Below are 22,424 nucleotides of genomic sequence, written 5' to 3' on the forward strand. Positions count from 1 at the left end.
CGTGGCGGCGATCTGCGTCTTCTGCGCCTCCTCGACCACTCTCGAACAGCACCGGATCGACCTGGCCATCGAGACCGGCCGGGCCGTTGCCGACCGCGGTCACACGCTGGTCTCCGGCGGCGGCTGCGTCGGCATGATGGGCGCCGTCACCGACGGGGCCCGCTCGGCCGGCGGGCACACCCTCGGCATCATTCCGCAGTACCTGGTCGATCTCGAGGTCGCCGACCTGAACTCGGGTGAGCTGGTCATCACCGACGACATGGCTTCCCGCAAGATCGTGATGATCGACCGGTCGGACGCGTTCATCACCCTGCCCGGCGGCCTCGGCACCCTCGACGAGCTCTTCGAGGTCTGGACCACGGCGACCCTCGACGTCCACCGCAAGCCGATCGTGCTGCTGGACCCGGACGGCTTCTACGACGGCCTGGTCGGATGGCTCGGCGGCCTGGTCGACCAGAAGTTCATCCGGCCCGCGGCCATGGAGATGCTGCTGGTCGCCCGGACGATCGGCGAGGCGATCGACATGATCGAGGCGGCTCTGGCGGCACCGCCCCGGTCCACGTCCGGCACGGCGAGCCCGGCAGAACATTAACCCCTTCCTTCGGTACGGCTACGCGTTCACTTCCCGAGCCGGGCTCGGCAGTTCGTCCCGCGGTTCGGGCGGTGCGCCCGTCCGCGGGGCCGGGCTGCGCGCCCGTTTCCCGGTTCGGGCGTTGCGCTCGTTTCGAGGGCCGGGCTACGCCGCTCGCGAATAACGTCATACCGGCGTGCTTCCATTGGTGCCGTGAGCACGCCGGTTTCCCCAGCCCCGGTGCGCCGGCCCACCTATCGCCTGGTCCGCCGCCCCCGCCCGGTGACGCCCGAGCTGCCGGTCGACCCGGTCCAGCGGCGGGTCATCGAGCACGCCTCCGGTCCACTCCTGGTCGTCGGCGGCCCCGGCACGGGCAAGACGTCGCTGCTGGTCGAGTCGGTCGCGGCCCGCATCGCCGAGGGCACCGACCCGGAGCGCATCCTCGTGCTGACCTTCGGCCGGCGCGGCGCCGCGGCCCTGCGCGACCGCATCGAGGCCCGGATCGCCGACGACCCGGGCCGCATCGTCCACGAGCCCCTGGTCCGCACCTTTCACGCCTACGCGTTCGGCCTGCTCCGCCGAGCCGCCGCCGAGCGCGGCGAGCCGTCCCCGCGCCTGCTCACCGGCCCCGAGCAGGACCTGATCATCCGTGAGCTGCTGTCCGTCGTGGCCGACCCGGACGCGCAGGACGAGATCGGCTGGCCGGAGGGCCTGCGCCCGGCCCTGCCCACGAGAGCCTTCGCCCAGCAGCTGCGCGATCTCATGCAACGAGCCGCCGAGCGCGGCATCGGCCCGATCGAGCTGGCCCGCCTCGGCGAGGAGCTGGGCCGCGACGACTGGCCGGCCGCCGCCCGCTTCCTCCGTGAATACGTGGCGGTCCTTGCCCTCCGCGACGTCACCACGCGCGGCTCGGCCGCGTACGACCCGGCCGAGCTGGTCCGCGCCGCGACCGGCCTGCTCGCCGACGAGCCGGATCTGCTGGCGGCCGAACGCCGCCGCCTCTCCTACGTCTACGTCGACGAACTGGCCGAGACCGACCCGGCCCAGGTCGACCTGCTCGCCCAGGTCGCCGGCGGCGGCACCCCACTGGTCGCGTTCGCCGACCCCGACTCGTCGATCTACGGCTTCCGCGGCGCCGACCCGGCCGTGGTCCAGACCTTCCCGGCCCGTTTCCGCGCGGTCTCCGGCGCGCCCGCCGAAACCGTCGGCCTGCACACCAACTACCGCGCCGCCCCACCCCTGCTCACCGCCACGAGCCGCGTCGCCCGCCGCATGCGTGGCCCCATGGGCCACCGTCCCATGTACCCGCCGCCGGCCGCTGACGCATCGCCTCGCGCCGACCTGCCGCCCGGCATCACCCCCACGGCCGCGCCTCCCGCGATCGGCCCTTCATCGTCGCCGCCGGCCACGCCGGACACCTCCGCCGCTCCAGTTCCTCCCGGCGTCCCTCACCCACGCAGTGCCTCTTCCGCGCCGGTTGATTTCGGGGTGGTGCCGGAGGCGGTGGTCCGGACGTTCCGGTCGACGGCCGCCGAGACCGCCTACATAGCGCACGCCCTCCGCGAGGCCCACCTGCTGCATGGGGTGCCGTGGTCGCGGATGGCGGTGCTGATGCGTTCGACGACGTTGCAGCAGCCGTCGGTGCAGCGGGCGCTGGCCGCGGCCGGGGTGCCGACCGTGATCCACGCCGAGGACCTGCCGCTGCACCTGCAACCGGCCGTCGCCCCGTTCCTGCTGTTGCTGCGCTGCGCGGTCGACCCGGAGGCGCTCAACGAGGAGGCCGCCGTCGCGCTGCTGCACTCCCCGCTGGGCGGCGCCGACCCGCTTGCCGAACGGCGGCTGCGGCAGGGCCTGCGGGCGCTGGCGATCAGTGCCGGTGACCGCCGCCCGTCGGGTGAGCTGCTGGTCGACGCGGTTCGGGACCCGGCCGGACTCGACCTGGTCGAGCGCCGCTGGGCCCGCCCCGCGCAGAACGTCGCACGGCTGCTGACCGTCGCCCGCGAGGCGGCCGCCGAGCCGGGCGCCTCGGCCGAGCAGGTGCTCTGGACGGTCTGGCGGGAGAGCGGCCTGCACGACCGGTGGTACGCGATGAGCACCGGCAACGTCCCCATGCCCGATCAGCGCGACTCGGCCCGTGCCCGGGAGTGGCGCTCCGAGGCCGCCGATCGTGACCTGGACGCCATGGTGGTCCTGTTCGACGCCGCGGCCCGGTTCGTCGACCGGTTGCCCGGCGCCGGTGTCTCGGTCTTCCTGGACCACGTCCTCGGCCAGGAGCTGCCGGCCGACTCGATCGCCCCGAGCGCCGACCGCGGCGAGGCCGTCCGGCTGCTCACCGCACACGCCGCGAAGGGCCTGGAGTGGGAGGTCGTGATCCTGGCCGGTGTGCAGGAGGGCATCTGGCCCGACCTGCGGCTCCGCGGCAGCCTGCTCGGCTCCGAACGCCTCGTCGACGTGCTGGCGGGCCGTCCCGCCTCCGGCCCGGAGGCCATCCTCGGCGAGACGTCGGCCCTGCTCGACGAGGAACGCCGGCTCTTCTACGTGGCCGCCACCCGGGCCCGCCGCCGCCTGGTCGTCACCGCGGTGAACTCGGCGAGCGTCGGCGGCTCGGTCGGCGAGGAGCAGCCCAGCCGCTTCCTCACCGAGCTGGCCACCCCGAGCCGGGGCCCGGGCGGAGGACACCCGCCGGACCCCTGGGACACCGGCCCACCGGACCCGCCCCAGGGCCCGGCCGGCCCGCGAGGCCCGCAAGGCCCACCCGGCCCATCGGACACGACACCGGATCCGGCTCCGTCCGACATCCCGCCGGACCCGGGCCCCTCCGGCACACCACCGGACCCGGGTCCGGCGGAACTACCGGGCGACGGCGAGCCGAGCGGCGCGATCGAGGACGAGGCGGAGCTCCCCGTGGGCCGGCCGCCCCGGGCCCTGACACTGGCCTCACTGGTGGCCGAGTTGCGTACCGTCGTGGTGGGAAGTTCCGAAACGCCCAGCCGCCGCCGCGCCGCCGCCGCCGAACTCGCCCGCCTCGCGGCCGCCGGGGTCCACGGCGCCCATCCGGACGAGTGGTGGGGCCTGCGCCCGCTCTCCGATGACCGCCCGCTGGTCGACGAGGGCGAGCCGGTCAAGGTCACCCCTTCGTCGATGGAGAGCGCGCTCCGCTGCAGCCTGCGGTGGCTGCTGGAACGCCACGGCGGCGCCGCCCCGGCCGGACCGGCGCAGGGCATCGGCAACCTGGTCCACAACGCGGCGATGCTGGCCGAGGACGCGAACGCCGACCGGGAGAAGCTGGTCGAGTACGTGGCGGCCCGGTTCGACTCGATCGAGCTGGCCGCGCAGTGGCTGGCCGGGCCGGAGCGGGAGCGGGCCCAGGCCATGGTCGACAAGCTGCTGCGCTGGCTCGCGGTGAATCCGAGGCGGCTGCTCGCGATCGAGCACGAGTTCACCGTCCAGCTGGAGGACGAGCGCAACCCGATCCAGCTGACCGGCCGGGTGGACCGGCTGGAGGTGGACGAGTCGGGCCGGCTCGTGGTGATCGACCTGAAGACCGGCAAGACAACCGCGGTCTCCGCCGAGGTGGCCGAGAACGCACAGCTCGGCGGCTATCAGGCGGCGATCGACGCGGGAGCGTTCGCGGACTACGGCACCGACAGCGGCGGTGCGGCGCTGGTGCAGCTGGGCCCCGGCAAGGACGCCCGGGAGCAGATGCAGGTGCCGCTGGCCGAGGCCACCGACCCGAACTGGGCGGACAGCATGGTGCGCCGGACCGCTGCCGCGATGGCCGCCTCCACCTTCTCGGCGGTGGCGAACAGCCGGTGCCGGGTGTGCCCGGTCCGGACCAGCTGCCCGATCTCCGGCAAGGGCCGGCAGGTCGTCGAGCCGAACGGACCGGACGAGGAGCGATGACCCAGCCGACGCTGTTCGCCGAGGGGCCGCGGCCACGCCGCCGGGCCGCTGCGGGGCCCCGTTTCACGCCGCGTGAGCTGGCCCGTCTGCTGCGCCTGCCGGAGCCGACGGCCGAGCAGGACGCGATCATCTCGGCGCCGGTGGAGCCGCTGCTCGTGGTGGCCGGCGCCGGGTCGGGCAAGACGGAGACGATGGCCTCGCGGGTGGTGTGGCTGGTCGCGAACGGGTACGCCCATCCCGGTGAGATCCTCGGCCTGACCTTCACGCGCAAGGCCGCGGGGGAGCTGTCGCACCGGGTCCGGACCCGGCTGGGCCAGCTGGGCCGCCGCCTGGGCCGGGACGAGGCCCTGGCCGGTGAGCCGACGATCTCGACCTATCACGCGTACGCGGCCCGGGTGGTGACCGAGCACGGCCTGCGGGCCGGGTACGAGCCGTCCGCGCGCCTGCTGACCGAGGCGGCCCGCTGGCAGATCGTCGACTCGCTGGTCCGGACCTACACCGGTGAGATGACCGGGCTGAACCGGGCGCCCGGCACGGTCACCGACGACGTCCTGGCCCTCTCCGGCGAACTGGCCGAGCATCTGGTCGGCCCGGACGACCTGGCGGCCTGGACCGGCCGGTTCTTCGCCGATCTCCAGGAGTACCCGGGCCGGGTCTACAAGGACGTCTCCGAGGTGCTGCGCCGCCAGCAGAACCGGCTCACCCTGCTGCCCCTGGTCCGACTCTACGAGCAGCGTAAACACGACCTGGAGGCGATGGACTTCGGCGACCAGATGGCCCGGGCCGCCCTGGTCGCGCGGGATCATCCGGAGGTCGGCGCGACCGAGCGCGGCCGGTTCCGGATCGTCATGCTCGACGAGTACCAGGACACCAGTCACGCCCAGGTGACGATGCTGAACAACCTGTTCGGCGGCGGGCATCCGGTGACCGCGGTCGGTGACCCCTGCCAGTCGATCTACGGCTGGCGCGGTGCCTCGGCCGGCACGCTGGAACGCTTCCCCGAGGAGTTCCGCGACTCGGCCGCCCATCCGGCCTGGGTGCGGACCCTGACCCGGAGCTGGCGCAACCGGCCGGAGATCCTGCGGGTGGCGAACACCCTCTCGGCGCCGCTGCGGGCCCAGGTGCAGCGGCTGGAGGCCGCCGACCGGACGGCGGAGGCGGTCGGCGGGCGGACCGTGACGTGCGCGCTGCTGCCGACGTACGCCGACGAGGCCGCCTGGATCGCCGACTCGATGCTCACCGCCTGGCGCCTGGCCGCGGGCCTGCCACGGGCGCCGGCCGGTGAGATCCCGCTGGAACGCCGTCCGACCAGCGCGGTGCTGGTCCGGGTGCGCAGCCAGATCCCGGTGATCGAGGAGGCGCTGCGGTCCCGTGGCCTGCCGGTCGAGGTGGTCGGCCTCGGTGGTCTGCTGGACACCCCGGAGGTCCGGGACGTGGTCTGCACGCTGCGGGTGCTGGCCGACCCGACCGACGGCGCGTCGCTGTTGCGGCTGCTGACGGGGGCCCGCTGGCGGATCGGCCCGCGTGACCTGGTGGCCCTGCACCGGCGCTCGCGGACGATCGCGGCGGCCCGGGTGGCCGCGTCCGGCCGGACGGCCGCCGACCCGGAGCAGGTGAACACCGACCGGCTGGACGACGCGACCCTGGTCGAGGCGATGGCCGACCTCGGTGCCCCCCGCAACTATTCGGCCGAGGGCCACCGCCGCCTCCAGGAGTACGGCCGTGAGCTGGCCGCCCTGCGCCGCCGCCTGGACCAGCCGCTGCCCGACCTGCTCGCCGACATCGAGCGCACCATCGGCCTGGACGTCGAGGTGGCGGTGCGGGGCTGGGCGGCCGGCGACGCCGGTCTGGCCCGCGGTCACCTGGACGCGCTCGGTGAGGCCGCGACCCGCTACATCGGTGAGAACGAGTCGGGCACGGTCGCCGGGTTCCTGGCGTTCCTGGCCGCCGCCGAGGAGGAGGAGCGCGGCCTGGAACCGGGCCAGATCGACGTGGTCGAGGGCGCGGTGCAGATTCTGACCGCGCACGCCGCGAAGGGCCTGGAGTGGGACGTGGTGTCGGTGGCCGGCCTGTGCCGCGGTGTCTGGCCGGGCCTGGCCCGCGCCTCCGACCACTACCTCGGCGGGATCGGGGTGCTGCCGTTCCCGCTGCGCGGCGACGCGTCCGGGCTGCCGGTGCTGGATCTCTCCGACGCCGAGGAGCAGAAGGACGTGGCGGCCGCGGTGACCGCTTTCGGTCGCGCCTGGCGGGAGCACGACGAGCGTGAGGAACGCCGTCTCGCGTACGTGGCGGTGACCCGGCCACGCCGCCTGCTGCTCTGTTCCGGCTACTGGTGGGGCGACGGCGTGAAACGTCCGCGCGGCCCGTCGGTCTTCCTCGACGAGATCCGTGAGACGTGCGCGGCCGGTGCCGGGGTGGTCGACATCTGGACGCCGGAGCCCGCTCCCGGCGACACCAATCCGAGCGACCAGGTGGTGCCGACGGCCGAGTGGCCGGCCGACCCGCTGGGCCTGCGCCGTCCGGCGATGGCGGCCGCGGCCGACCTGATCCGTCGCATGATCGAGCAACCGGACGCCTCCGCGGCGGAGGCGTTCGCGGATCTGGCTGCCGCGGATCCCGAGGTGGCGGCACGGGCGGGCCTGGCGGCCGATCTGGTCGGCCTGGCCGGTCCGGGCGAGGTTCCCGGCCCCCAGGGCTGGTCAACCCCTGGGGCGGTACGGGAGAACGACGCACCCGAAGCCTCACCAGCACCTCCGGCCGCTCCCGCCCCTGACGAGCCGGACCCGGCTGACCTGGAGCGGGCCGGTGTGCCGGAGGAGGCCGGCGGGCCGGACCGGGCTGACCTGGAGCGGGCCGGTGTGCCGGAGGAGGCCGGCGGGCCGGATCGGGCCGGGCTGGTCGCGGCGGTGGAGGCGGCCGACCGTGCCGCCGAGGCCGCGGACCCGGACATCGCCCGCTGGCGCCGCGAGGCGAAACTGCTGCTGGCCGAGCGCTCCGAGCGCGCCCGGCGGGACGGCCCGATCGAGGTGGCAGTGCCCAGCCACCTGTCGGTGTCGCAGCTCGTGGTGCTGCGCAAGGATCCGCAGGCGCTGGCCCGGTCGTTGCGCCGCCCGCTGCCGCACCGCCCGGCGCCGCAGGCCCGCCGCGGCACGGCCTTCCACGCCTGGCTGGAGCAGCGGTTCGGCGCGGTCCGGCTGATCGACATCGACGACCTGCCGGGTGCCGCGGACGAGGGCGCGGCCGACGACGAGGAACTGGCCGCCCTGCAGGAGGCGTTCCTGACCGGTGAGTGGGCCGAGCGGACACCGGTCGAGGTGGAGGTGCCGTTCGCGACGACCGTGGCCGGTGTGGTGGTCCGTGGGCGGATGGACGCCGTCTTCGCCGACCCGGACGGGCGTTTCGACGTGATCGACTGGAAGACCGGCCGCCGGCCGTCCGGTGCGGAGGCCGAGGCCGCGGCGGTTCAGCTCTCGGCGTACCGGATCGCCTGGGCCTCACTGGCCGGGGTGCCGGTCCGGAAGGTCCGTGCCGGCTTCCACTACGTCCGCGAGCAGGTCACTGTCCGCCCCGCCGACCTGATGGAGGCCGCCGAGTTGGCCGCCCTGATCGAGGACATCCCCGTATGACCCCACAGGCAGCGGTACAACACAGCCGGGGTTCTACAGGGCGGCGGCCAGCAGGTGCTGGAGTGCCTGGGCGTACGCGTCCTCGGCGGTTCCGGCTCGGAAGTCCTGCTCGGCGCCGAGCAGCTCCATCCGTACGACATAGGTTTCCCTGTCCTGATGCAGCGACCGGAAGGTGCCGCCGAGCAGCTCGCGAAGCTGATCTTCGCGGGGTAGCCACAGCGCCTCGTCCAGATCGACGTCGTCGAGCGCCCACTCGGTGGTGCCGTTGAAGCCGATGATTCGCCCCTCCGGGCGATCGTGGACCTGGATCGTCATGTTGCTGAGCACGAACAGCTCGTCGTCGAGGTCGCGGTCGGGAACGGTGAAACGGTCTCCCAGCTGTGGCTTCCATGTGAGTCCGGCAGCCTTCAGCTGCCGCGCCACTTCTATGCCGAGCACTTCGCAGCCTCCTTCGCCGTGCTAGGCTCCCCATCGTTGTCAGTTTGGTTCCCAAGTACTCAGGAGCGCCTGTGGGGAAGTCTGCCCCAGGCGCTCTTTGTCGTAACCCGGGTTTCTCCGGTAGGGCGATCAGTACGGCAGCACGAGACCCACAGAATGCGGGTCTTATTACCTCGTTCCCGTCCATAATGGTCGGGAATGATCGATCGTCGAGGAGACGAGCATGGTTACCGGTGTTGTGAAGTGGTTCAACGCGGACAAGGGCTTCGGGTTCATCACCCCGGACGACGGCGGCGCCGACGTCTTCGCCCACTTCTCCGCGATCCAGATGTCGGGCTACCGGGCCCTGGAGGAGAACCAGCGGGTTGAGTTCGAGGTGACCCAGGGTCAGAAGGGCCCGCAGGCCGCCAACATCCGCGCCCTCTGATTCACGTCTGAACTTCGGCCGCCTAGCGCGACCGACAGCGTGTAGAGACAGGTGGGTGAGACCCGGGTTCGCCCGGATCTCACCCACCTGCTGCGTTGTGGGGAGGGCCTGAGGTCAGACCGTGTTGGCGGAGCTGGGCGGCAGCGGCGCGGTGCCGCCGAGGTGCGCCGGCAGCCACCAGCGGTCGTCCGGGCCGGCCGGCTTGTCCGGGTAGGCCTGCTGGACCGCGTCGAGCAGCACGGTGAGCCGCTCCTTCAGCGTCGCGGTGATCGCCTCGGGGGTGGCGTCCGCGGGCACCGGGATCGCCTCGCCGATCCTGATGATGACCGGCACGTGACGCTTGGTCAGCTCCTTCTTGCGGCCCTTGGTCCAGAGCCGGTGCGGACCCCAGACGGCCATCGGGATCAGCGGGACCGAGGCCTCCTGGGCCATCCGGGCGGCACCCGACTTCAGCGCCTTGATGGTGAACGACTCGCTGATCGTGGCCTCCGGGAAGACGCCGACGATCTCACCGCTGCGCAGCGAGTCGATGGCGTGCTTGAAGGCCGCGGTGCCGGCCTTGCGGTCGACCGGGATGTGCCGCATGCCGCGCATCAGCGGGCCGCTGATCTTGTGGTCGAAGACCTGCTTCTTGGCCATGAACCGGACCAGCCGCTTGGCCGGCTGGGCACCGAACCCGCAGTAGATGAAGTCCAGATAGCTCGAGTGGTTACTGGCCAGCACCGCCCCGCCGGTCGTGGGGATGTGCTCGGCGCCCTCGACGGTGATCTTGTTGTCGAGCACGCGGAACATCGTCTTGGCGAGGGTGACGACCGGGGGATACACCAGTTCCATGGCAGCACGGTAGCCGAACAGTCTGGGAACGTCGCGGGTCGGCCGGACATTTCAAACCCGGCTCACCGCCGGTGTGGGACGTCGCGGTAGCCACGGCGTTCGCCGCGGTCGTGGTGTTCACTGGTGTGCATGTCCGAACCCCACCCGCAGGCCTTCGTCCCGGACCGGCCGGGCGGGACGTGGTCGTCGGGGATGGTGACCGCGTACGGCGTACCGCCGCAGAGGTCGCAGCCGCCCGCACCACCGGAACCGCCCCGTCCCGACGGGGCACAGCGGCGCAGGCGGCAGTTGATGATCTTCGGTGGGGTGGCCGGTGCGATCCTCGCGGCCGGGATCACGGTCCTGCTCGTGGTGATCCTCGGCGGGGACGGCGACCCGTTCGGTGACCGGGCCGCACCGCCCGCCGACGTGCGGCCGCCGCTCGCGCAGGCCTGCCCGGCGCCCAGCGTCCTGCCCAGCGAGGCCCCGAGCGCCCCGGCGCCGGCGACCGGGGAACGGACCGTCGATCAGGAAGCCGGGATCTCCTACCGGAAGTACGGCGCGCCGTGGATCCCCTGGAACGAGGTGTGGAACGCCGGCACCCTGCAGGTTCCCTACCGGGTCGGGCAGCACATCGTGACCGAGATCTATCAGGGCGGGCGGTACCACGCCTCGATCCTGTCGGCGGCCGTCCCGGCCGCCGACAACGACGCCTTCACGCTGGATCTGGAGTGCGTCGGCCGGCAGATCGCGGCGGACGTGCGTGCCGAGTACTACCCGCAGCCCAACACCATGCAGCCGCTGCGCGACGAGCTGACGACACTCGGCGGGCGGCCCGCATGGGTGAGCGAGTTCCGGCTGAGCTTCCGACAGACGGGACTGACCGCCACCTCGGAACTCTCCGCGGTGGCGGTCGTCGACGTCGGCAAGCCGACGGCAGCGGTGCTCTACGTCTCGATTCCCAACACCCACGACGAGTACGACCACATCGTGGACGAGGTGCTGGATTCGGTCCGGCCGGTCTAGTTGCCGGTCAGGCCCCAGCGCCGGCGGAGCGCGCCGTCGGCCGCATTGAACAACTGGTCGACCAGGATGCCGATGACCAGGACGACGATGATGTACGCGAGGACCGCGACCGCGTCGTTCAGGTCACGGGCGGTCTGCATGCGGACACCGATCGAGACCGTGCCCGGCACGATGACCAGCAGCTCACCGGCCATCAGGCTGCGCCAGGAGAACGCCCAGCCCTGCTTGAGCCCGGAGACGAACGACGGCAGCGACGCCGGCAGGATCAGGTGCCGGTATTTCGCGATGCCGCTCATGCCCATCACCTGTCCGACCCGCAGCCAGGTCCGCGGCACATAGTCGATGCCGCTGATCAGGCCGTTCGCCACCGACGGCGCGGCACCGATGACGACCACGAACAGGATCGCCTCCTCGCCGAGCTGGAAGAGCAGGATGGCGAGCGGGAACCACATGATCGACGGCATCGTCTGCAAACCGGTGATCAGCGAGCCGATCGCGGCCCGCAGCGGTTTGAACTGGGAGACCAGGGCACCGATCAGGGTGCCGATCGCCACGGCCAGCGCGAAACCGGTGATCGCCCGGGTCATGGTCAGCTGAACGCCGTCCCAGAATCTGGGTTCGGTGATCAGCTCGCCCAGCTCGGCGAAGACCTCGGCCGGTGCCGGGAAGACGTACGCCGGCCGCCATTCGGACAGGTAGACGAGCTGCCAGGCCGTGACGACGATCGCGATCGCCAGCAGCTTCGGCCAGGTGCTCGCCCAGACCCGCTTGCCGACCTTGCCCTTTTCCTTCTTCGGGCCCAGTTCGAGCGCGTCGAGTCCGCTGACCCGGTCGGCCGCGGTCGCCCTTTCCTCGGGCCGGGATCCGGTGAGGGTGTCTCCACCGGTTGGCAGCTCAGTTGGCATGACGGGCGACCTCCGCGCGGAGCCGGTCGGTGATCTCGGCGGCCTGGCCGGAGACCTCGGGGGAGTCGATACGCCGGGGACGCGGGTGGTCGATCTTGAAGTCCTCGATCACCCGGCCGGGCCGGCTGCTCAGCAGGATCACCCGGTCACCGAGGCGGACCGCCTCGCGGACGTTGTGGGTGACGAAGAGAACGGTGAGCTCCTGCTCGCGCCAGATCCGCTCCAGCTCGTCGTGCAGGATGTCGCGGGTCATCGCGTCGAGCGCGCCGAACGGCTCGTCCATCAGCAGGACGTCGGCGTTCTGGGCGAGCGCCCGGGCCAGCGCGACCCGCTGCCGCATGCCGCCGGAGAGTTCGTGCGGCCGCTTGTGACCGAAACCGCTCAGCCGGACGATCTCCAGCAGCTCCTCGGCGCGCTTGCGGCGCTCGGCGCGGCCGACCCCCTGGAGCTTCAGCGGCAGCTCGACGTTGCCGGCCACCGAGAGCCAGGGGAAGAGGGCGGCCTCCTGGAACATCAGCGCGACATGCCGCCCGCCGATGTCCAGGGTGCCGGTAGTGATCTTGTCGAGGCCGGCCACCAGCGAGAGCAAAGTGCTCTTGCCGCACCCGGAGGCGCCCAGGAGGCAGACGAACTCCCCCTTGTCGACCTCGAGCGAGACGTGGTCGAGGGCGAGCAGGGCGCTACTCCCCGAACCGTACTGCTTGGTCACATCGTCGATCCGGACAACCGTGCTCATACTCGCCCTCCTCCCATCAAGGTTGCTGTCAAGTGATCTTCTTGACAGCAACCTTGAGGTTTAGATCTTTTTCAATGGGTAAGCCCGGATCAGGCCGCGGCGTCGCTGACCTCGGCCAGACCCTTGGCCTTCAGCAGCTCGTTCAGCAGGGTCAGGTCGTAGATGCCCTTGAGGTCCACCGGGTCGAGCAGGCCGACCTCCTCGGCGTGCTTGGCGCTGGTGTAGAGCGAGGGCGCGATCGGGTCGTAGGTGAACTTCAGGTTCGCGAACGCGGCCTTGAGGATCTCCTCCTTCAGCGGCTTGCTGGTGAGGGTCTCGATCTGGGCGTTCGCGGCCTTCTGCGCCTCGGCGTCGTTGGCCTTGATGTACTCGACCGAGGCGATGTGGCCCTCGATCAGCTTCTTGACCGTGCCGGGGTACTCCTTGAGGAACTTCTGGCTGACGATCAGGTGGGTGGTGACGAACTCCTGGTTCGGCCACAGCGTCTTCTCGTCGACCAGGACCTTGGCCTTGGACTCGAGGATCAGCTTGCTGTAGTTGGGCTCCGGCACCCAGGCGCCGTCGATGGTGCCCTGCGCGAAGGCCTGGACGGCGGTCGCGTTGTCCTGCGGCAGGATCGAGACGTCGCCGCCGCCGCTGGTGTCGGCGTTGAGGCCGTTCGACTTCAGCCAGGCGCGCAGCGCGACGTCCTGGGTGTTGCCCAGCTGCGGGGTGGCGATCTTCTTGCCCTTGAGGTCGGCCGGGCTGTTGATGCCCTCCTTGACGACCAGGCCGGCGCCGCCCGAGGTGCTGCCGGCGACGATCTTCAGCGCCTCGCCCTTGGACTTGGACCAGCCGTTGATCGCCGGGTTCGGGCCGATGTAGGTGGCGTCGATCGCGCCGGAGAGCAGCGCCTCGATCGCGGCCGGGCCGGCGTTGAAGGTGGTCGCCTCGAGGTTGGTGCTACCCAGCTTCTCCTTGAACAGGCCCTTGTTCACACCGACCAGAGCCGGCGCGTGGGTGATGTTCGGGAAGTAGCCCAGCTTGAGGGTGGTGGCTTCGGGAGCGTTGCCGGAGGCCGCCTCGGCGGCGGTCTTCTCCGGCTCGTCGGAGCCGCAGGCGGCCAGGGCGGTCGAGGTGACCAGGGCGGCCGTGGCGAGGGCGAGCGCACGTATGGTGCGGGAGCTCATGCTCACTCCTAATTTCGTTTCACTGAGATGCTGGAGAGTTCGGCCAGGGTCTTGTGGTCGACGACACCCTCGATGGCGGCCTCGACGGCGACCCACACGTCGTGCAGCGCCGTCGCGGCGCCGTGATACGTCGCCGTGGACGTGGGCAGTCCCCGGACCGTGGTGAGGGCGCCCCCGACGGCGCGGACCACGTCGCCGACGGTGATCTCCTCCGCCGGGCGGGCCAAGGCGTACCCGCCGTCCACTCCGCGATGGCTGTGCAGCAGCCCGGCGCGGCGCAGATCGAGCAGGATTCCCTGCAGAAAACTGAGCGGGATGTCCTGGGCGGCCGCCAGTCCGGCGGCTTTGACCAGGCGTGGGTGCTCGGCGGTGACCGCCAGCATCGCGCGTACGGCGTAGTCCGTTCGAGCCGAGACGTACACGACGCGCTGCCCTCCCGCGGATACTTCCGGTCAATACTTCGGTTAACCTATCTGTTGGATGGGAATACTGGAGCATGTGGGTTTGGTGCGTCAACCCCGGTCCGCCTTCTGGGAATCCGGCATACCGGCGGGCATCGGGGCGATTCTTGCCCGCTGTCCGCCGTCGGAGTGACGGGGGTGACACTCGTCCGATTCGCGGCGGAAGATCGCGAACGGATATTGATGTATTTACTCGCCGTCGCCACTCGACTACGGATGTGTGTCCGCTAGATTCGTACCGTGGCGCCCAAAATCAAGATCCCCGCGACGAAATACCCGGTCGAGCGGTTCACCCTCGGCAATGGTCTGCGCGTGGTCCTCTCCCCGGATCGCAGCGCCCCGGTCGTCGGTGTGGCAGTCGTCTACGACGTCGGCATCCGCAGTGAGCCGGAAGGCCGTACCGGTTTCGCCCACCTCTTCGAGCACCTGATGTTCCAGGGCTCGGAGAACCTGGAGAAACTGGCGCACTTTCGCCACGTGCAGGGCGCCGGCGGCAGTTTCAACGGCTCCACCCACCTCGACTACACCGACTACTTCGAGGTCCTCCCATCCGGCGGCCTGGAGCGCGCGCTGTTCCTCGAGGCCGACCGCATGCGCGGCCCCCGCCTGACCGAGGAGAACCTGCGCAACCAGGTCGACGTGGTCAAGGAGGAGATCCGGGTCAACGTGCTGAACCGGCCGTACGGCGGGTTCCCGTGGCTGAAGCTGCCCCCGGTGATGTTCGAGACGTTCGCCAACGCGCACGACGGCTACGGCTCCTTCGAGGACCTGGAGAGCGCGACCGTCGAGGACGCGCAAGGCTTCTTCGACCGTTACTACGCCTGCGGCAACGCGGTGCTGTCGGTCGCCGGCGACTTCGACGTGGCCGAGGCCACCGCGATGATCGAGCGGCACTTCGGTGACGTCCAGGCGCGGCCCGCCCCCACGCTGCCCGACTTCGACGAGCCCGACCTGACCGCCGAGCGGCGCGAGTCGTACACCGATCGGATCGCCCCGCTCCCGGCCGTGGCCGCCGGATGGCGTGTGCCCGACCCGATCGGCACCTTCGAGGACTATCTGCCGTACGTGGTGCTCGCCGAGGTGCTCACCGACGGTGACGCGTCCCGCCTGGTCGAGCGGCTGGTGCAGCGTGACCGCACCGCCACCACGATGGGCGGCTACCTCGGCTTCATGGGCGACGAATATCTGGTACGCAACCCGACCGCCCTTCTGCTGCAGGCGCACCTCCCACCCGGCGGGGACGCCGACAAGGTGCTCCGGACCATCGACGAGGAGCTCGACCGGCTGGCCACCGACGGCCTCAAGCCCGGTGAGCTGGACCGGACCCAGGCCCGGATGGGAACCCGCGCCCTGCACGGCACCGACGACGTGCTCGGCCGGGCCCAGCCGATGGCCGTCCTGGAACTGCAGCGCGGCCGCCCGGGCCTGCTCAACGACCTGCCCAAGCTGATCAGCGAGGTCCGTCCGGAGCAGATCTCCGCCGCCGCGTCCACCCTGCGGCCGGAGCGCCGCGCATCCGTCGAAGTGATCCCGGGAGCATCCTCGTGACCAAACCCCTGCCCGATCTGGTGCCGGACGCCGAGCTGAACCTGCCGCGGGAGAGCGAGCGCAGACTGCCCAACGGCCTCACCGTGATCGCGATCCGCCGCTCGGCGGTGCCGCTGGTCGAGGTGCGGCTGCGCATCCCGTTCGCGCGGGCCCCGCTGGCCCAGGCCACCCTGCTCTCCCAGGCGCTGTTCACCGGCACCAGCGGTATGAACAGCATCGACATCGCCGCCGAGCTGCAGGCGGTGGGCGGCAGCCTGGCCGCCGGGCTCGACCCGGACCGTCTGCTGATCAGCGGCAACGCGCTCGCCGACGGGCTCGACCGGACGCTGGAGCTGCTCGCCTCGGTGCTGACCGACGCCACGTACCCGGTCGAGGAGGTGTCCACCGAGCGAGACCGGCTCGTCGACCACATCCAGGTCGCCCTGAGCCAGCCGGCGCACCTGGCCCGGGTGGCGCTGCTCAAGCGGATGTACGGCGATCATCCGTACGCCGTCCAGACGCCCGGTCCGGAGGACATCCGCGACCTGACGCCGGACCCGCTGCGCGAGCTGCACGCCTCCCGGGTCCGTCCCGAGGGCGCGGTGCTGGTGCTGGTCGGCGACATCGACCCGGACCAGGCCATCGACACCGCGGAGAAGGTCCTCGGCGGCTGGACCGGCAGTTCCCCGAACGGGAGCCTGCCCGGCACCCCGGCGCTGACGCCCGGTCCGCTGCTCCTCGTCGACCGGCCCGGCGCGGTGCAGTCCTCGCTGCGGATGGCGCTGCCCGCGCTCACCCGCACCGATCCCGACTACGCCGCCCTCAACCTGGCCAACCTGGTGTTCGGCGGCTACTTCTCGTCCCGCTGGACGGAGAACATCCGCGAGGACAAGGGCTACACGTACGGCTCGTACTCGTCGATCGAGCACTACGTCGCGGGCTCCGCCCTGGTCGCCACCGCCGAGGTGGCCACCGAGGTGACCGGCCCGTCGCTGCTCGAGACGGTGTACGAACTGGGCCGCATCGCCAGCCTTCCGCCCGGCGAGGAGGAACTGGAACAGGCCCGGCGCTACGCCCTCGGCACGCTCCGGCTCGGCATGTCGACGCAGGCCGGGCTCGCCGGTCTGGCCAGCGTGTACGCCGGATTCGGGCTGCGGCTCGAACACCTGAGGGAGTACTCGGCCGCGCTGTCGGCGGCCACCCGCGAGGAGGTCGCCGCGGCGGCCTCGAAGTACCTCGCACCGTCCCGGGCCGTGACCGTGGTCCTCGGCGACGCCGAGCGCATCGAGTCGCAGCTCTCCGCCCTGACCCTCGTGGAGCGCAGCGCAGCGTGACCGGCTCCGAACCACCGAGCGCTCCTCCGCTCGCCCGTACCATCCTCGACCGTGCGGCCGAACCACCGAGCGCTCCTCCGCTCGCCCGTACCACCCTCGACCGTGCGGCCGAGCACCGCCGCGACGAGGTCTGGCTCGCCGCCGCCTGGGAACGTGGCCAGGTCCTGATCGTGGACCTGGCCAAGGGCGGCCGTGCCCTGGTCACCGAACGCCCCGACGGCGGCACCGCATTGATCCTGGTGCCGCCGTCGGAGGCGCCGGAGGCCGAGCGCTGGTTCCTCGGGCTGGGTCCGGACGGCACCCCGTACTGGGCCGTCGACGCCCCGCTCGAAGGCGACGGGGAGACCCGGACCGGTGATCTGCGCGCTGTCGGTCACCTGCTCGACGCCCGCGACACCGGTCTGCTGACCACGGCGGTCGCCCTCGGCAACTGGCACCGCAGCCATCTGTTCTCGCCGCGCACCGGGAAGCCGACCACCACCATCGAGGCCGGCTGGGCGCGTGTCGACCCGGACGGCGTGATGATGTGGCCGCGGACCGACCCCGCGATGATCATCCTGGTGCACGACGGTGTGCCCGGCCCGAACGGGCGCTGCCTGCTCGGCCACAACGCGGGCTGGCCCGCCAGGCCGGACGGCAGCCGGCGCTTCTCCTGCCTGGCCGGGTTCGTCGAGGCCGGCGAGTCGGTCGAGGCGGCCGTCGCCCGCGAGGTGCACGAGGAGGTGGGCGTCGATCTTTCCGAGGTCCGGTACGAGGGGAGCCAGTCCTGGCCGTACCCCGGCTCCCTGATGCTCGGATTCTTCGGCGTCGCCGACCCGGCGCAGGCGCTGACCCTGGACCCGGAAGAGATCGACGAGGCGCACTGGTTCACCCGCGAGGAGATCGCGAAGATGTTCTTCGGCGAGGGTTCACAGACGGTGGCGATGAACTCCTCGATCGCGTTCTACCTGATCGAGAAGTGGCTGCTCGAAGATCAAGAAAAAATTTCTGGTTAGGAAGCAACCGATTCGAGGGGCTGCGGCGTCTTCCTCTCAAAGGACGAGAGGGGTACCTGATGACTCAGGTGGAGGCGCCGGCGTGGACGCCGATGACCGCGGAGGAGCGGGAGGCGTTCGACCGCGACGGCTACATCGTCGTGCCGTCGGTGCTGAGTGAGAGCGAGATCGAGGCCGGCCGGGCCGCGATCCTGGGGTACTACGAGAAGCAGAAGTCCGAGGGCAAGCTGAGCGCGACCGGTGCCCTGCACCAGCTGTCGCCGATCGCGCACGTGCCCGAGCTGGCCTTCCTGATCGACCACCCCAAGGCTTTCAAGTACATCTGGTCGCTGCTCGGATGGAACCTGCACATCTACCACTCGCACATCGATGTGCACCCGAAGCTGCACGAGCAGCAGAAGGAGTGGTGGCACTGGCACCAGGACGGTGGCCGCCAGAACCGTGAGATCGAGACCGACCCGCGGCCGATGCTGTCGGTCAAGCTGGCGTACTGGTTCTCCGACGTGAGCGAGACCGGCCGGGGCAACTTCACCGTCCTGCCCGGCAGCCACAAGACCAACTGGCTGCCCGGCCCGCCGAGCCGTGGCGTCCCGTGGCCGCAGCCCGAGGGCGCGACCCAGATCACGGCGAACGCCGGCGACCTGGTCGTCTTCGACCGTCGCATCTGGCACGCCCGGTCGGACAACTACTCCGACATCACCCGTGTCGGCGCCTTCTTCGGTTACACCCCGCGCTGGATCGCCATGCGCGACGAGAACGCCGACCTGCCCAACCGGCCGGAGTGGGCGGGCCTCAACGAGGTGCAGAAGCAGCTGCTCGGCGGCTTTGGCAACGGTGACGGTGACCACCAGTGGGGTCACTACCCGGAGACCACGCCGCTGTACGGCGCGCTCAAGGAGCGGGGCCTGCTCGACTCGAGCATCCCGGCGCTCATTCCGTAGGTGTGTTTATGGGAGGGCCCGACGGCCCTCCCATAAAACTCAGGCCGCGATGGCGGCGAGGTGCTGCTTGACCTGGACGATCGACGGGTTGGTCAGCGCCGAGCCGTCGGCGAACTTCAGGGTGGGGACCGTCTGGTTACCGCCGTTCACGCTGCGCACGAACGCGGCCGAGGCCTCGTCCTGCTCGATGTCGACGACGTCGTAGGCGATGCCCTCCCGGTCGAGCTGCGACTTCAGGCGGTGGCAGTACCCACACCAGGACGTCGAGTACATGGTCAGCATCGGTCAGGGCTCCTTCGATACAGGTCACACGGCGGTGCGGCTGACAAGCACAACACCCCCTCGGGGTGTCATGATTCCCTACCGTGCGGACTGAAGGGGTGCTGACCGGGCTCGACCCGGAACAGCGGACTGCGGTGACCGCGCCCGCCGGTCCGGTGTGCATCCTGGCCGGGGCGGGTACCGGCAAGACGAGGGCGATCACCCACCGGATCGCGTACCGGACGATCTCCGGCGAGATCAGCCCGCGCCACGTGCTCGCGGTCACCTTCACAGCGCGGGCCGCCGCCGAGATGCGCGCCCGGCTCACCTCGCTCGGCGCCGGCGGGGTGCAGGCCCGGACCTTCCACGCGGCCGCTCTGCGCCAGGTGCGTTACTTCGCGCCGCGCCTGCTCGAGGGCCGGCAGATGCCCGAGCTGATGGAGAGCAAGGCGCGCATGGTCGGCCTGGCGGCCGCGCGGGTGGGGGTACGTGCCGACCGTACCGCCGCACGCGACCTGGCGAGCGAGATCGAGTGGGCGAAGTCGTCCCTGGTCGAGCCGGGGGAGTACGTGGTGGCCGCCGCCAAGGCGTTACGCGAGCCGCCGTACGAACCGGCCCGGGTCTCCGAGATCTTCGCCGCCTACGAATCGCTCAAACGCCGGCAGGGCGTGATCGACTTCGAGGACATGCTGCGCGCCGCTGTCTGGGGCATCGAGGAGCACTCCGACGTCGCCGACCAGATCCGCGCCCAGTACCGCCACTTCGTCGTCGACGAGTACCAGGACGTCAACCCGCTCCAGCAGCGGCTGCTCGAGGCCTGGCTGGGCGGCCGGGACGACCTCACCGTGGTGGGCGACGCGAGTCAGACCATCTACTCGTTCACCGGCGCGACCTCGGCGTACCTCATCGATTTCCCGCGGCAGCGCCGTGACGCCGTCGTGGTCCGGCTGGTCCGCGACTACCGCTCCACGCCGCAGGTGGTCGGCCTCGCCAACGCGGTGATCTCGCAGGCCCGCGGCACCGAGGCGAGACTGCGCCTGGCACTGGTCGGCCAGCGGCCGTCCGGACCGGAGCCGGAACTCAAGATCTTCCCGGACGAGCACGGCGAGGCGCTGGCGGTCGCACGGCGGTGCAAGGAGCTGCTGGCCGCCGGCACACCGGCGAGCGAGATAGCGGTCCTCTTCCGGACCAATGCGCAATCCGAGACGTACGAGGAGGCGCTGGCCGACGCCGGGGTGCCCTACGTGGTGCGCGGCGCCGAGCGGTTCTTCGAACGGGCCGAGGTACGCCAGGCGATGATCGCGCTACGCGCCGCGGTCCGGTCCACCCCCGGTGAGACGCCGCTGGTCGAGGCGGTGGTGGAGGCGCTCGCCGCGAGGGGCTGGAGCCGCTCCCAGCCGCCGCCCGGTGGTGCCGCGCGGGAACAGTGGGAGGCGCTGGCCGCCCTGGTGGCCCTGGCCGAGGAGCATGCGGCGTCACCCGAGCTCCTGCCGATCGGCGATGCGGGCCGCGTCCAGCGGGACGTCTCGCTCGCCGCCTTCAACGACGAACTCGCCCGCCGCGCCGAGCAGCAGCACGCGCCGACCATGGCCGGTGTCACCCTGGCCTCGCTGCACTCGGCCAAGGGCCTGGAGTGGGACGCGGTCTTCCTGGTGGGCCTCGCCGACGGCACACTTCCCACGACGTACGCGAAGACGGCCGAGCAGTTGGAGGAGGAGCGCCGGCTGCTCTACGTCGGTGTGACCCGCGCCCGGCAGGTGCTGTGGCTCTCGTACGGCCAGTCCCGCGCCTCCGGTGGCCGTACCCGCCGTCCGTGCCGCTTCCTGCCGCAGCTCACCCGCGACGGGTCGGTACGCGCCTCGGAGACGCGCGTCACGGAACCGGGTCGGAAACCCGACCGTCGTCGTCCCCAGGTGGCGTCTTGCCGAATCTGCGGCGCCACCCTGCTGGCCGGCGCCGACCGCAAGCTGGGCCGCTGCCCGACCTGCCCGTCCGACCTGGACGAGGAGCTCCACGAGCGCCTCCAGAGGTGGCGCGCCAGCACCGCCGCGGAGCTCAAAGTCCCTGCGTACGTCGTATTCACCGACGCCACCCTGGTGGCCGTCGCGGAACGGCGCCCGTCGGACCCCGCACAGCTGCTCGCGATCGCCGGGATCGGCCCCCGGAAGCTGGGCCAGTACGGCGACGCGGTCTTCGCTCTGGTGGCCGGAGCGAGCCCCGATGATCTTGCGTCGAAAAACTTTGAAAACTAGTCCGTTAATTCGTTTGCCCTCCCGTGTAGGGGCGGCATAGCCTCATTGCACACCTAGGCGAGCAGTGGGTTCGGCTGGGTTCGACTACGAGTGCAGTTCAACGGAGGAGGTGGCAAACATGAAGCTCGACATCACGAAGACGGCTCCGTCGATGCCGCTGACCGCTGCCTGCGCTCTGCCCGTTCTGCTGCCCACCAACGTCGCCCCGTTGGCGTGGTCGGCCGCTGAGCGGACCCAGGTCGAGCTTGTCCGGGCACTGCCGAACATGGCGATGTTCGCTCCGGCTCCGCGGGTGCACCAGGTCCAGATCCAGTCCGAGCTGGGCAAGGCCGCTCTGGTGCGCGTCGAAGGAATCAACGGGACCACTGGCTTCAAGGGCAGCAACAGCACCATCTCCAGCAAGCGCTACACGGATGGTGGCAGCGGTGTCCCGCCTCGAGGAAGGCCGGTCTGACAAACAGACCTCCGGCTCACCTCGAGGCCGCGGAACCCCTAACCGGGATCCGCGGCCTCAAATCTTTTTCCGGTCAAACCGGCCGGATGCAAGACCCGAACTGCGATCCAGAAGATCGAGAGAAGAGAGAGGTGACCGGGCTTTATGAGTCTGGCGCTGGCCCCGATCGACATGAACGTCGACCTCGAGGCAAACCTGCCCTGTCGGAAGTTCGACCCGGACCTGTGGTTCTCCGACTCCCCGGCCCAGCTGGAGCTGGCCAAGTCGCTCTGCGGCGACTGCCCGCTGCGCGCTGAGTGCCTGGCCGGTGCGGTCGACCGCGCGGAGCCCTGGGGTGTCTGGGGTGGCGAGATCTTCGAGCGCGGCGCCGTCGTCGCCCGCAAGCGGCCGCGTGGCCGTCCGCGGAAGGTCGACGTCGCTCGTGACGCCGAGCTGGCTGTCGAGGTGGAAGAGCGCCTCGCCGCCAACGGCCTCGAGTCCCGCAACTCGGTTCGACTGGCTGCATGACATGTACACCCTCCCCGTGACCGAGATCGAAAACCGAAAGCCGAGTACCGAGATGACTTCGAACGGAGACACCAAGAT

19 protein-coding genes are annotated in these 22,424 nt (G+C 71.1%); 12 read left to right on the top strand and 7 right to left on the bottom strand.

Features of this window, described 5'->3' with window-relative positions; translation table 11 throughout:
- The first annotated feature begins 1 nt into the window (after position 1).
- The 3 genes from CLV67_RS05790 (at position 2) to CLV67_RS05800 (ending at position 8,100) form a co-directional block, all read left to right on the top strand.
- Positions 2–592 (top strand): LOG family protein, encoded by a 591-nt coding sequence (locus tag CLV67_RS05790; protein WP_106316095.1) that lies wholly within the window; start codon positions 2–4, stop codon positions 590–592.
- 192 nt (positions 593–784) lie between these two features.
- Entirely contained in the window at positions 785–4,474 is a 3,690-nt protein-coding gene (locus CLV67_RS05795; protein WP_106316096.1) for an ATP-dependent DNA helicase, read from the top strand.
- Entirely contained in the window at positions 4,471–8,100 is a 3,630-nt protein-coding gene (locus CLV67_RS05800; RefSeq protein WP_106316097.1) for an ATP-dependent helicase, read from the top strand. The genes CLV67_RS05795 and CLV67_RS05800 overlap by 4 nt, the downstream gene beginning before the upstream one ends.
- 33 nt (positions 8,101–8,133) lie before the next feature.
- Here the strand turns inward: CLV67_RS05800 and CLV67_RS05805 are convergent, their stop codons facing one another.
- Positions 8,134–8,538: a pilus assembly protein CpaE gene (locus CLV67_RS05805; protein ID WP_106316098.1), complete on the bottom strand. Its 405-nt coding sequence runs from the start codon at positions 8,536–8,538 to the stop codon at positions 8,134–8,136.
- 223 nt (positions 8,539–8,761) lie between these two features.
- On the opposite strand from CLV67_RS05805, the gene cspE reads away from it, so the two are divergent.
- Entirely contained in the window at positions 8,762–8,965 is a 204-nt protein-coding gene (gene cspE, locus CLV67_RS05810) for a transcription antiterminator/RNA stability regulator CspE (RefSeq protein WP_093619181.1), read from the top strand.
- 114 nt (positions 8,966–9,079) lie between these two features.
- Here the strand turns inward: cspE and CLV67_RS05815 are convergent, their stop codons facing one another.
- On the bottom strand, positions 9,080–9,799 hold the full coding sequence (locus tag CLV67_RS05815) for a lysophospholipid acyltransferase family protein (protein ID WP_106316099.1): 720 nt from the start codon (positions 9,797–9,799) through the stop codon (positions 9,080–9,082).
- A gap of 129 nt (positions 9,800–9,928) precedes the next feature.
- On the opposite strand from CLV67_RS05815, the gene CLV67_RS05820 reads away from it, so the two are divergent.
- Positions 9,929–10,804 carry a hypothetical protein gene (locus CLV67_RS05820; RefSeq protein WP_106316100.1) on the top strand — a complete coding sequence of 292 codons (876 nt, stop codon included), beginning with the start codon at positions 9,929–9,931 and terminating at the stop codon, positions 10,802–10,804.
- On the opposite strand, the gene CLV67_RS05825 is transcribed toward CLV67_RS05820, so the two are convergent.
- From CLV67_RS05825 to CLV67_RS05840, 4 genes are all read right to left on the bottom strand, one after another.
- Positions 10,801–11,709 (bottom strand): ABC transporter permease, encoded by a 909-nt coding sequence (locus CLV67_RS05825; RefSeq protein WP_106316101.1) that lies wholly within the window; start codon positions 11,707–11,709, stop codon positions 10,801–10,803. The two genes, CLV67_RS05820 and CLV67_RS05825, sit on opposite strands and share 4 nt — an antisense overlap.
- Positions 11,699–12,445, bottom strand: a complete 747-nt coding sequence (locus tag CLV67_RS05830) for an ABC transporter ATP-binding protein (RefSeq protein WP_106316102.1) — start codon at positions 12,443–12,445, stop codon at positions 11,699–11,701. The genes CLV67_RS05825 and CLV67_RS05830 overlap by 11 nt, the downstream gene beginning before the upstream one ends.
- An 89-nt stretch (positions 12,446–12,534) precedes the next feature.
- Positions 12,535–13,614, bottom strand: a complete 1,080-nt coding sequence (locus tag CLV67_RS05835; RefSeq protein WP_106316451.1) for an ABC transporter substrate-binding protein — start codon at positions 13,612–13,614, stop codon at positions 12,535–12,537.
- Positions 13,615–13,622: 8 nt separating this feature from the next.
- A complete protein-coding gene (locus CLV67_RS05840) occupies positions 13,623–14,036 on the bottom strand; it encodes an RrF2 family transcriptional regulator (protein WP_106316103.1) in 414 nt (137 codons plus the stop codon).
- A gap of 279 nt (positions 14,037–14,315) precedes the next feature.
- Here CLV67_RS05840 and CLV67_RS05845 point away from each other — a divergent pair, with 279 nt between their 5' ends.
- The 4 genes from CLV67_RS05845 to CLV67_RS05860 are packed head-to-tail and all read left to right on the top strand — an operon-like array spanning position 14,316 to position 18,872.
- Positions 14,316–15,623: a M16 family metallopeptidase gene (locus CLV67_RS05845; protein ID WP_106316104.1), complete on the top strand. Its 1,308-nt coding sequence runs from the start codon at positions 14,316–14,318 to the stop codon at positions 15,621–15,623.
- Positions 15,620–16,936, top strand: coding sequence for a M16 family metallopeptidase (locus CLV67_RS05850; RefSeq protein WP_106316105.1), 1,317 nt, complete (start codon positions 15,620–15,622; stop codon positions 16,934–16,936). Before CLV67_RS05845 ends, CLV67_RS05850 begins: the two co-directional genes overlap by 4 nt.
- Positions 16,937–16,977: 41 nt before the next feature.
- Positions 16,978–17,931 (top strand): NAD(+) diphosphatase, encoded by a 954-nt coding sequence (nudC, locus tag CLV67_RS05855; protein WP_106316452.1) that lies wholly within the window; start codon positions 16,978–16,980, stop codon positions 17,929–17,931.
- 59 nt (positions 17,932–17,990) lie between these two features.
- Complete coding sequence (locus CLV67_RS05860; RefSeq protein WP_106316106.1) at positions 17,991–18,872, top strand: phytanoyl-CoA dioxygenase family protein; 882 nt, start codon at positions 17,991–17,993, stop codon at positions 18,870–18,872.
- Between the two features lie 39 nt (positions 18,873–18,911).
- On the opposite strand, the gene CLV67_RS05865 is transcribed toward CLV67_RS05860, so the two are convergent.
- Positions 18,912–19,154, bottom strand: coding sequence for a mycoredoxin (locus tag CLV67_RS05865; protein ID WP_106316107.1), 243 nt, complete (start codon positions 19,152–19,154; stop codon positions 18,912–18,914).
- An 83-nt stretch (positions 19,155–19,237) separates the two neighbouring features.
- On the opposite strand from CLV67_RS05865, the gene CLV67_RS05870 reads away from it, so the two are divergent.
- From CLV67_RS05870 to CLV67_RS05880, 3 genes are all read left to right on the top strand, one after another.
- Positions 19,238–21,385: an ATP-dependent DNA helicase UvrD2 gene (locus CLV67_RS05870; protein WP_106316108.1), complete on the top strand. Its 2,148-nt coding sequence runs from the start codon at positions 19,238–19,240 to the stop codon at positions 21,383–21,385.
- A 118-nt stretch (positions 21,386–21,503) separates the two neighbouring features.
- Positions 21,504–21,839, top strand: a complete 336-nt coding sequence (locus CLV67_RS05875; RefSeq protein ID WP_106316109.1) for a hypothetical protein — start codon at positions 21,504–21,506, stop codon at positions 21,837–21,839.
- Between the two features lie 144 nt (positions 21,840–21,983).
- Positions 21,984–22,346 carry a WhiB family transcriptional regulator gene (locus tag CLV67_RS05880; protein ID WP_106316110.1) on the top strand — a complete coding sequence of 121 codons (363 nt, stop codon included), beginning with the start codon at positions 21,984–21,986 and terminating at the stop codon, positions 22,344–22,346.
- Positions 22,347–22,424 lie beyond the last annotated feature (78 nt).

The organism is Actinoplanes italicus (assembly GCF_003001815.1).
Taxonomy (GTDB): Bacteria; Actinomycetota; Actinomycetes; order Mycobacteriales; family Micromonosporaceae; genus Actinoplanes; species Actinoplanes italicus.

What these genes read in the sequence shown, in the direction of transcription:
- CLV67_RS05830 (WP_106316102.1), bottom strand. Translation starts at nt 12,445, where the DNA reads ATGAGCACGGTTGTCCGGATCGACGATGTGACCAAGCAGTACGGTTCG.
- CLV67_RS05800 (WP_106316097.1), top strand. Translation starts at nt 4,471, where the DNA reads ATGACCCAGCCGACGCTGTTCGCCGAGGGGCCGCGGCCACGCCGCCGG.
- CLV67_RS05875 (WP_106316109.1), top strand. Translation starts at nt 21,504, where the DNA reads ATGAAGCTCGACATCACGAAGACGGCTCCGTCGATGCCGCTGACCGCT.
- CLV67_RS05815 (WP_106316099.1), bottom strand. Translation starts at nt 9,799, where the DNA reads ATGGAACTGGTGTATCCCCCGGTCGTCACCCTCGCCAAGACGATGTTC.
- CLV67_RS05835 (WP_106316451.1), bottom strand. Translation starts at nt 13,614, where the DNA reads ATGAGCTCCCGCACCATACGTGCGCTCGCCCTCGCCACGGCCGCCCTG.
- CLV67_RS05820 (WP_106316100.1), top strand. Translation starts at nt 9,929, where the DNA reads ATGTCCGAACCCCACCCGCAGGCCTTCGTCCCGGACCGGCCGGGCGGG.
- CLV67_RS05865 (WP_106316107.1), bottom strand. Translation starts at nt 19,154, where the DNA reads ATGCTGACCATGTACTCGACGTCCTGGTGTGGGTACTGCCACCGCCTG.
- CLV67_RS05825 (WP_106316101.1), bottom strand. Translation starts at nt 11,709, where the DNA reads ATGCCAACTGAGCTGCCAACCGGTGGAGACACCCTCACCGGATCCCGG.
- CLV67_RS05880 (WP_106316110.1), top strand. Translation starts at nt 21,984, where the DNA reads ATGAGTCTGGCGCTGGCCCCGATCGACATGAACGTCGACCTCGAGGCA.
- CLV67_RS05860 (WP_106316106.1), top strand. Translation starts at nt 17,991, where the DNA reads ATGACTCAGGTGGAGGCGCCGGCGTGGACGCCGATGACCGCGGAGGAG.
- cspE (WP_093619181.1), top strand. Translation starts at nt 8,762, where the DNA reads ATGGTTACCGGTGTTGTGAAGTGGTTCAACGCGGACAAGGGCTTCGGG.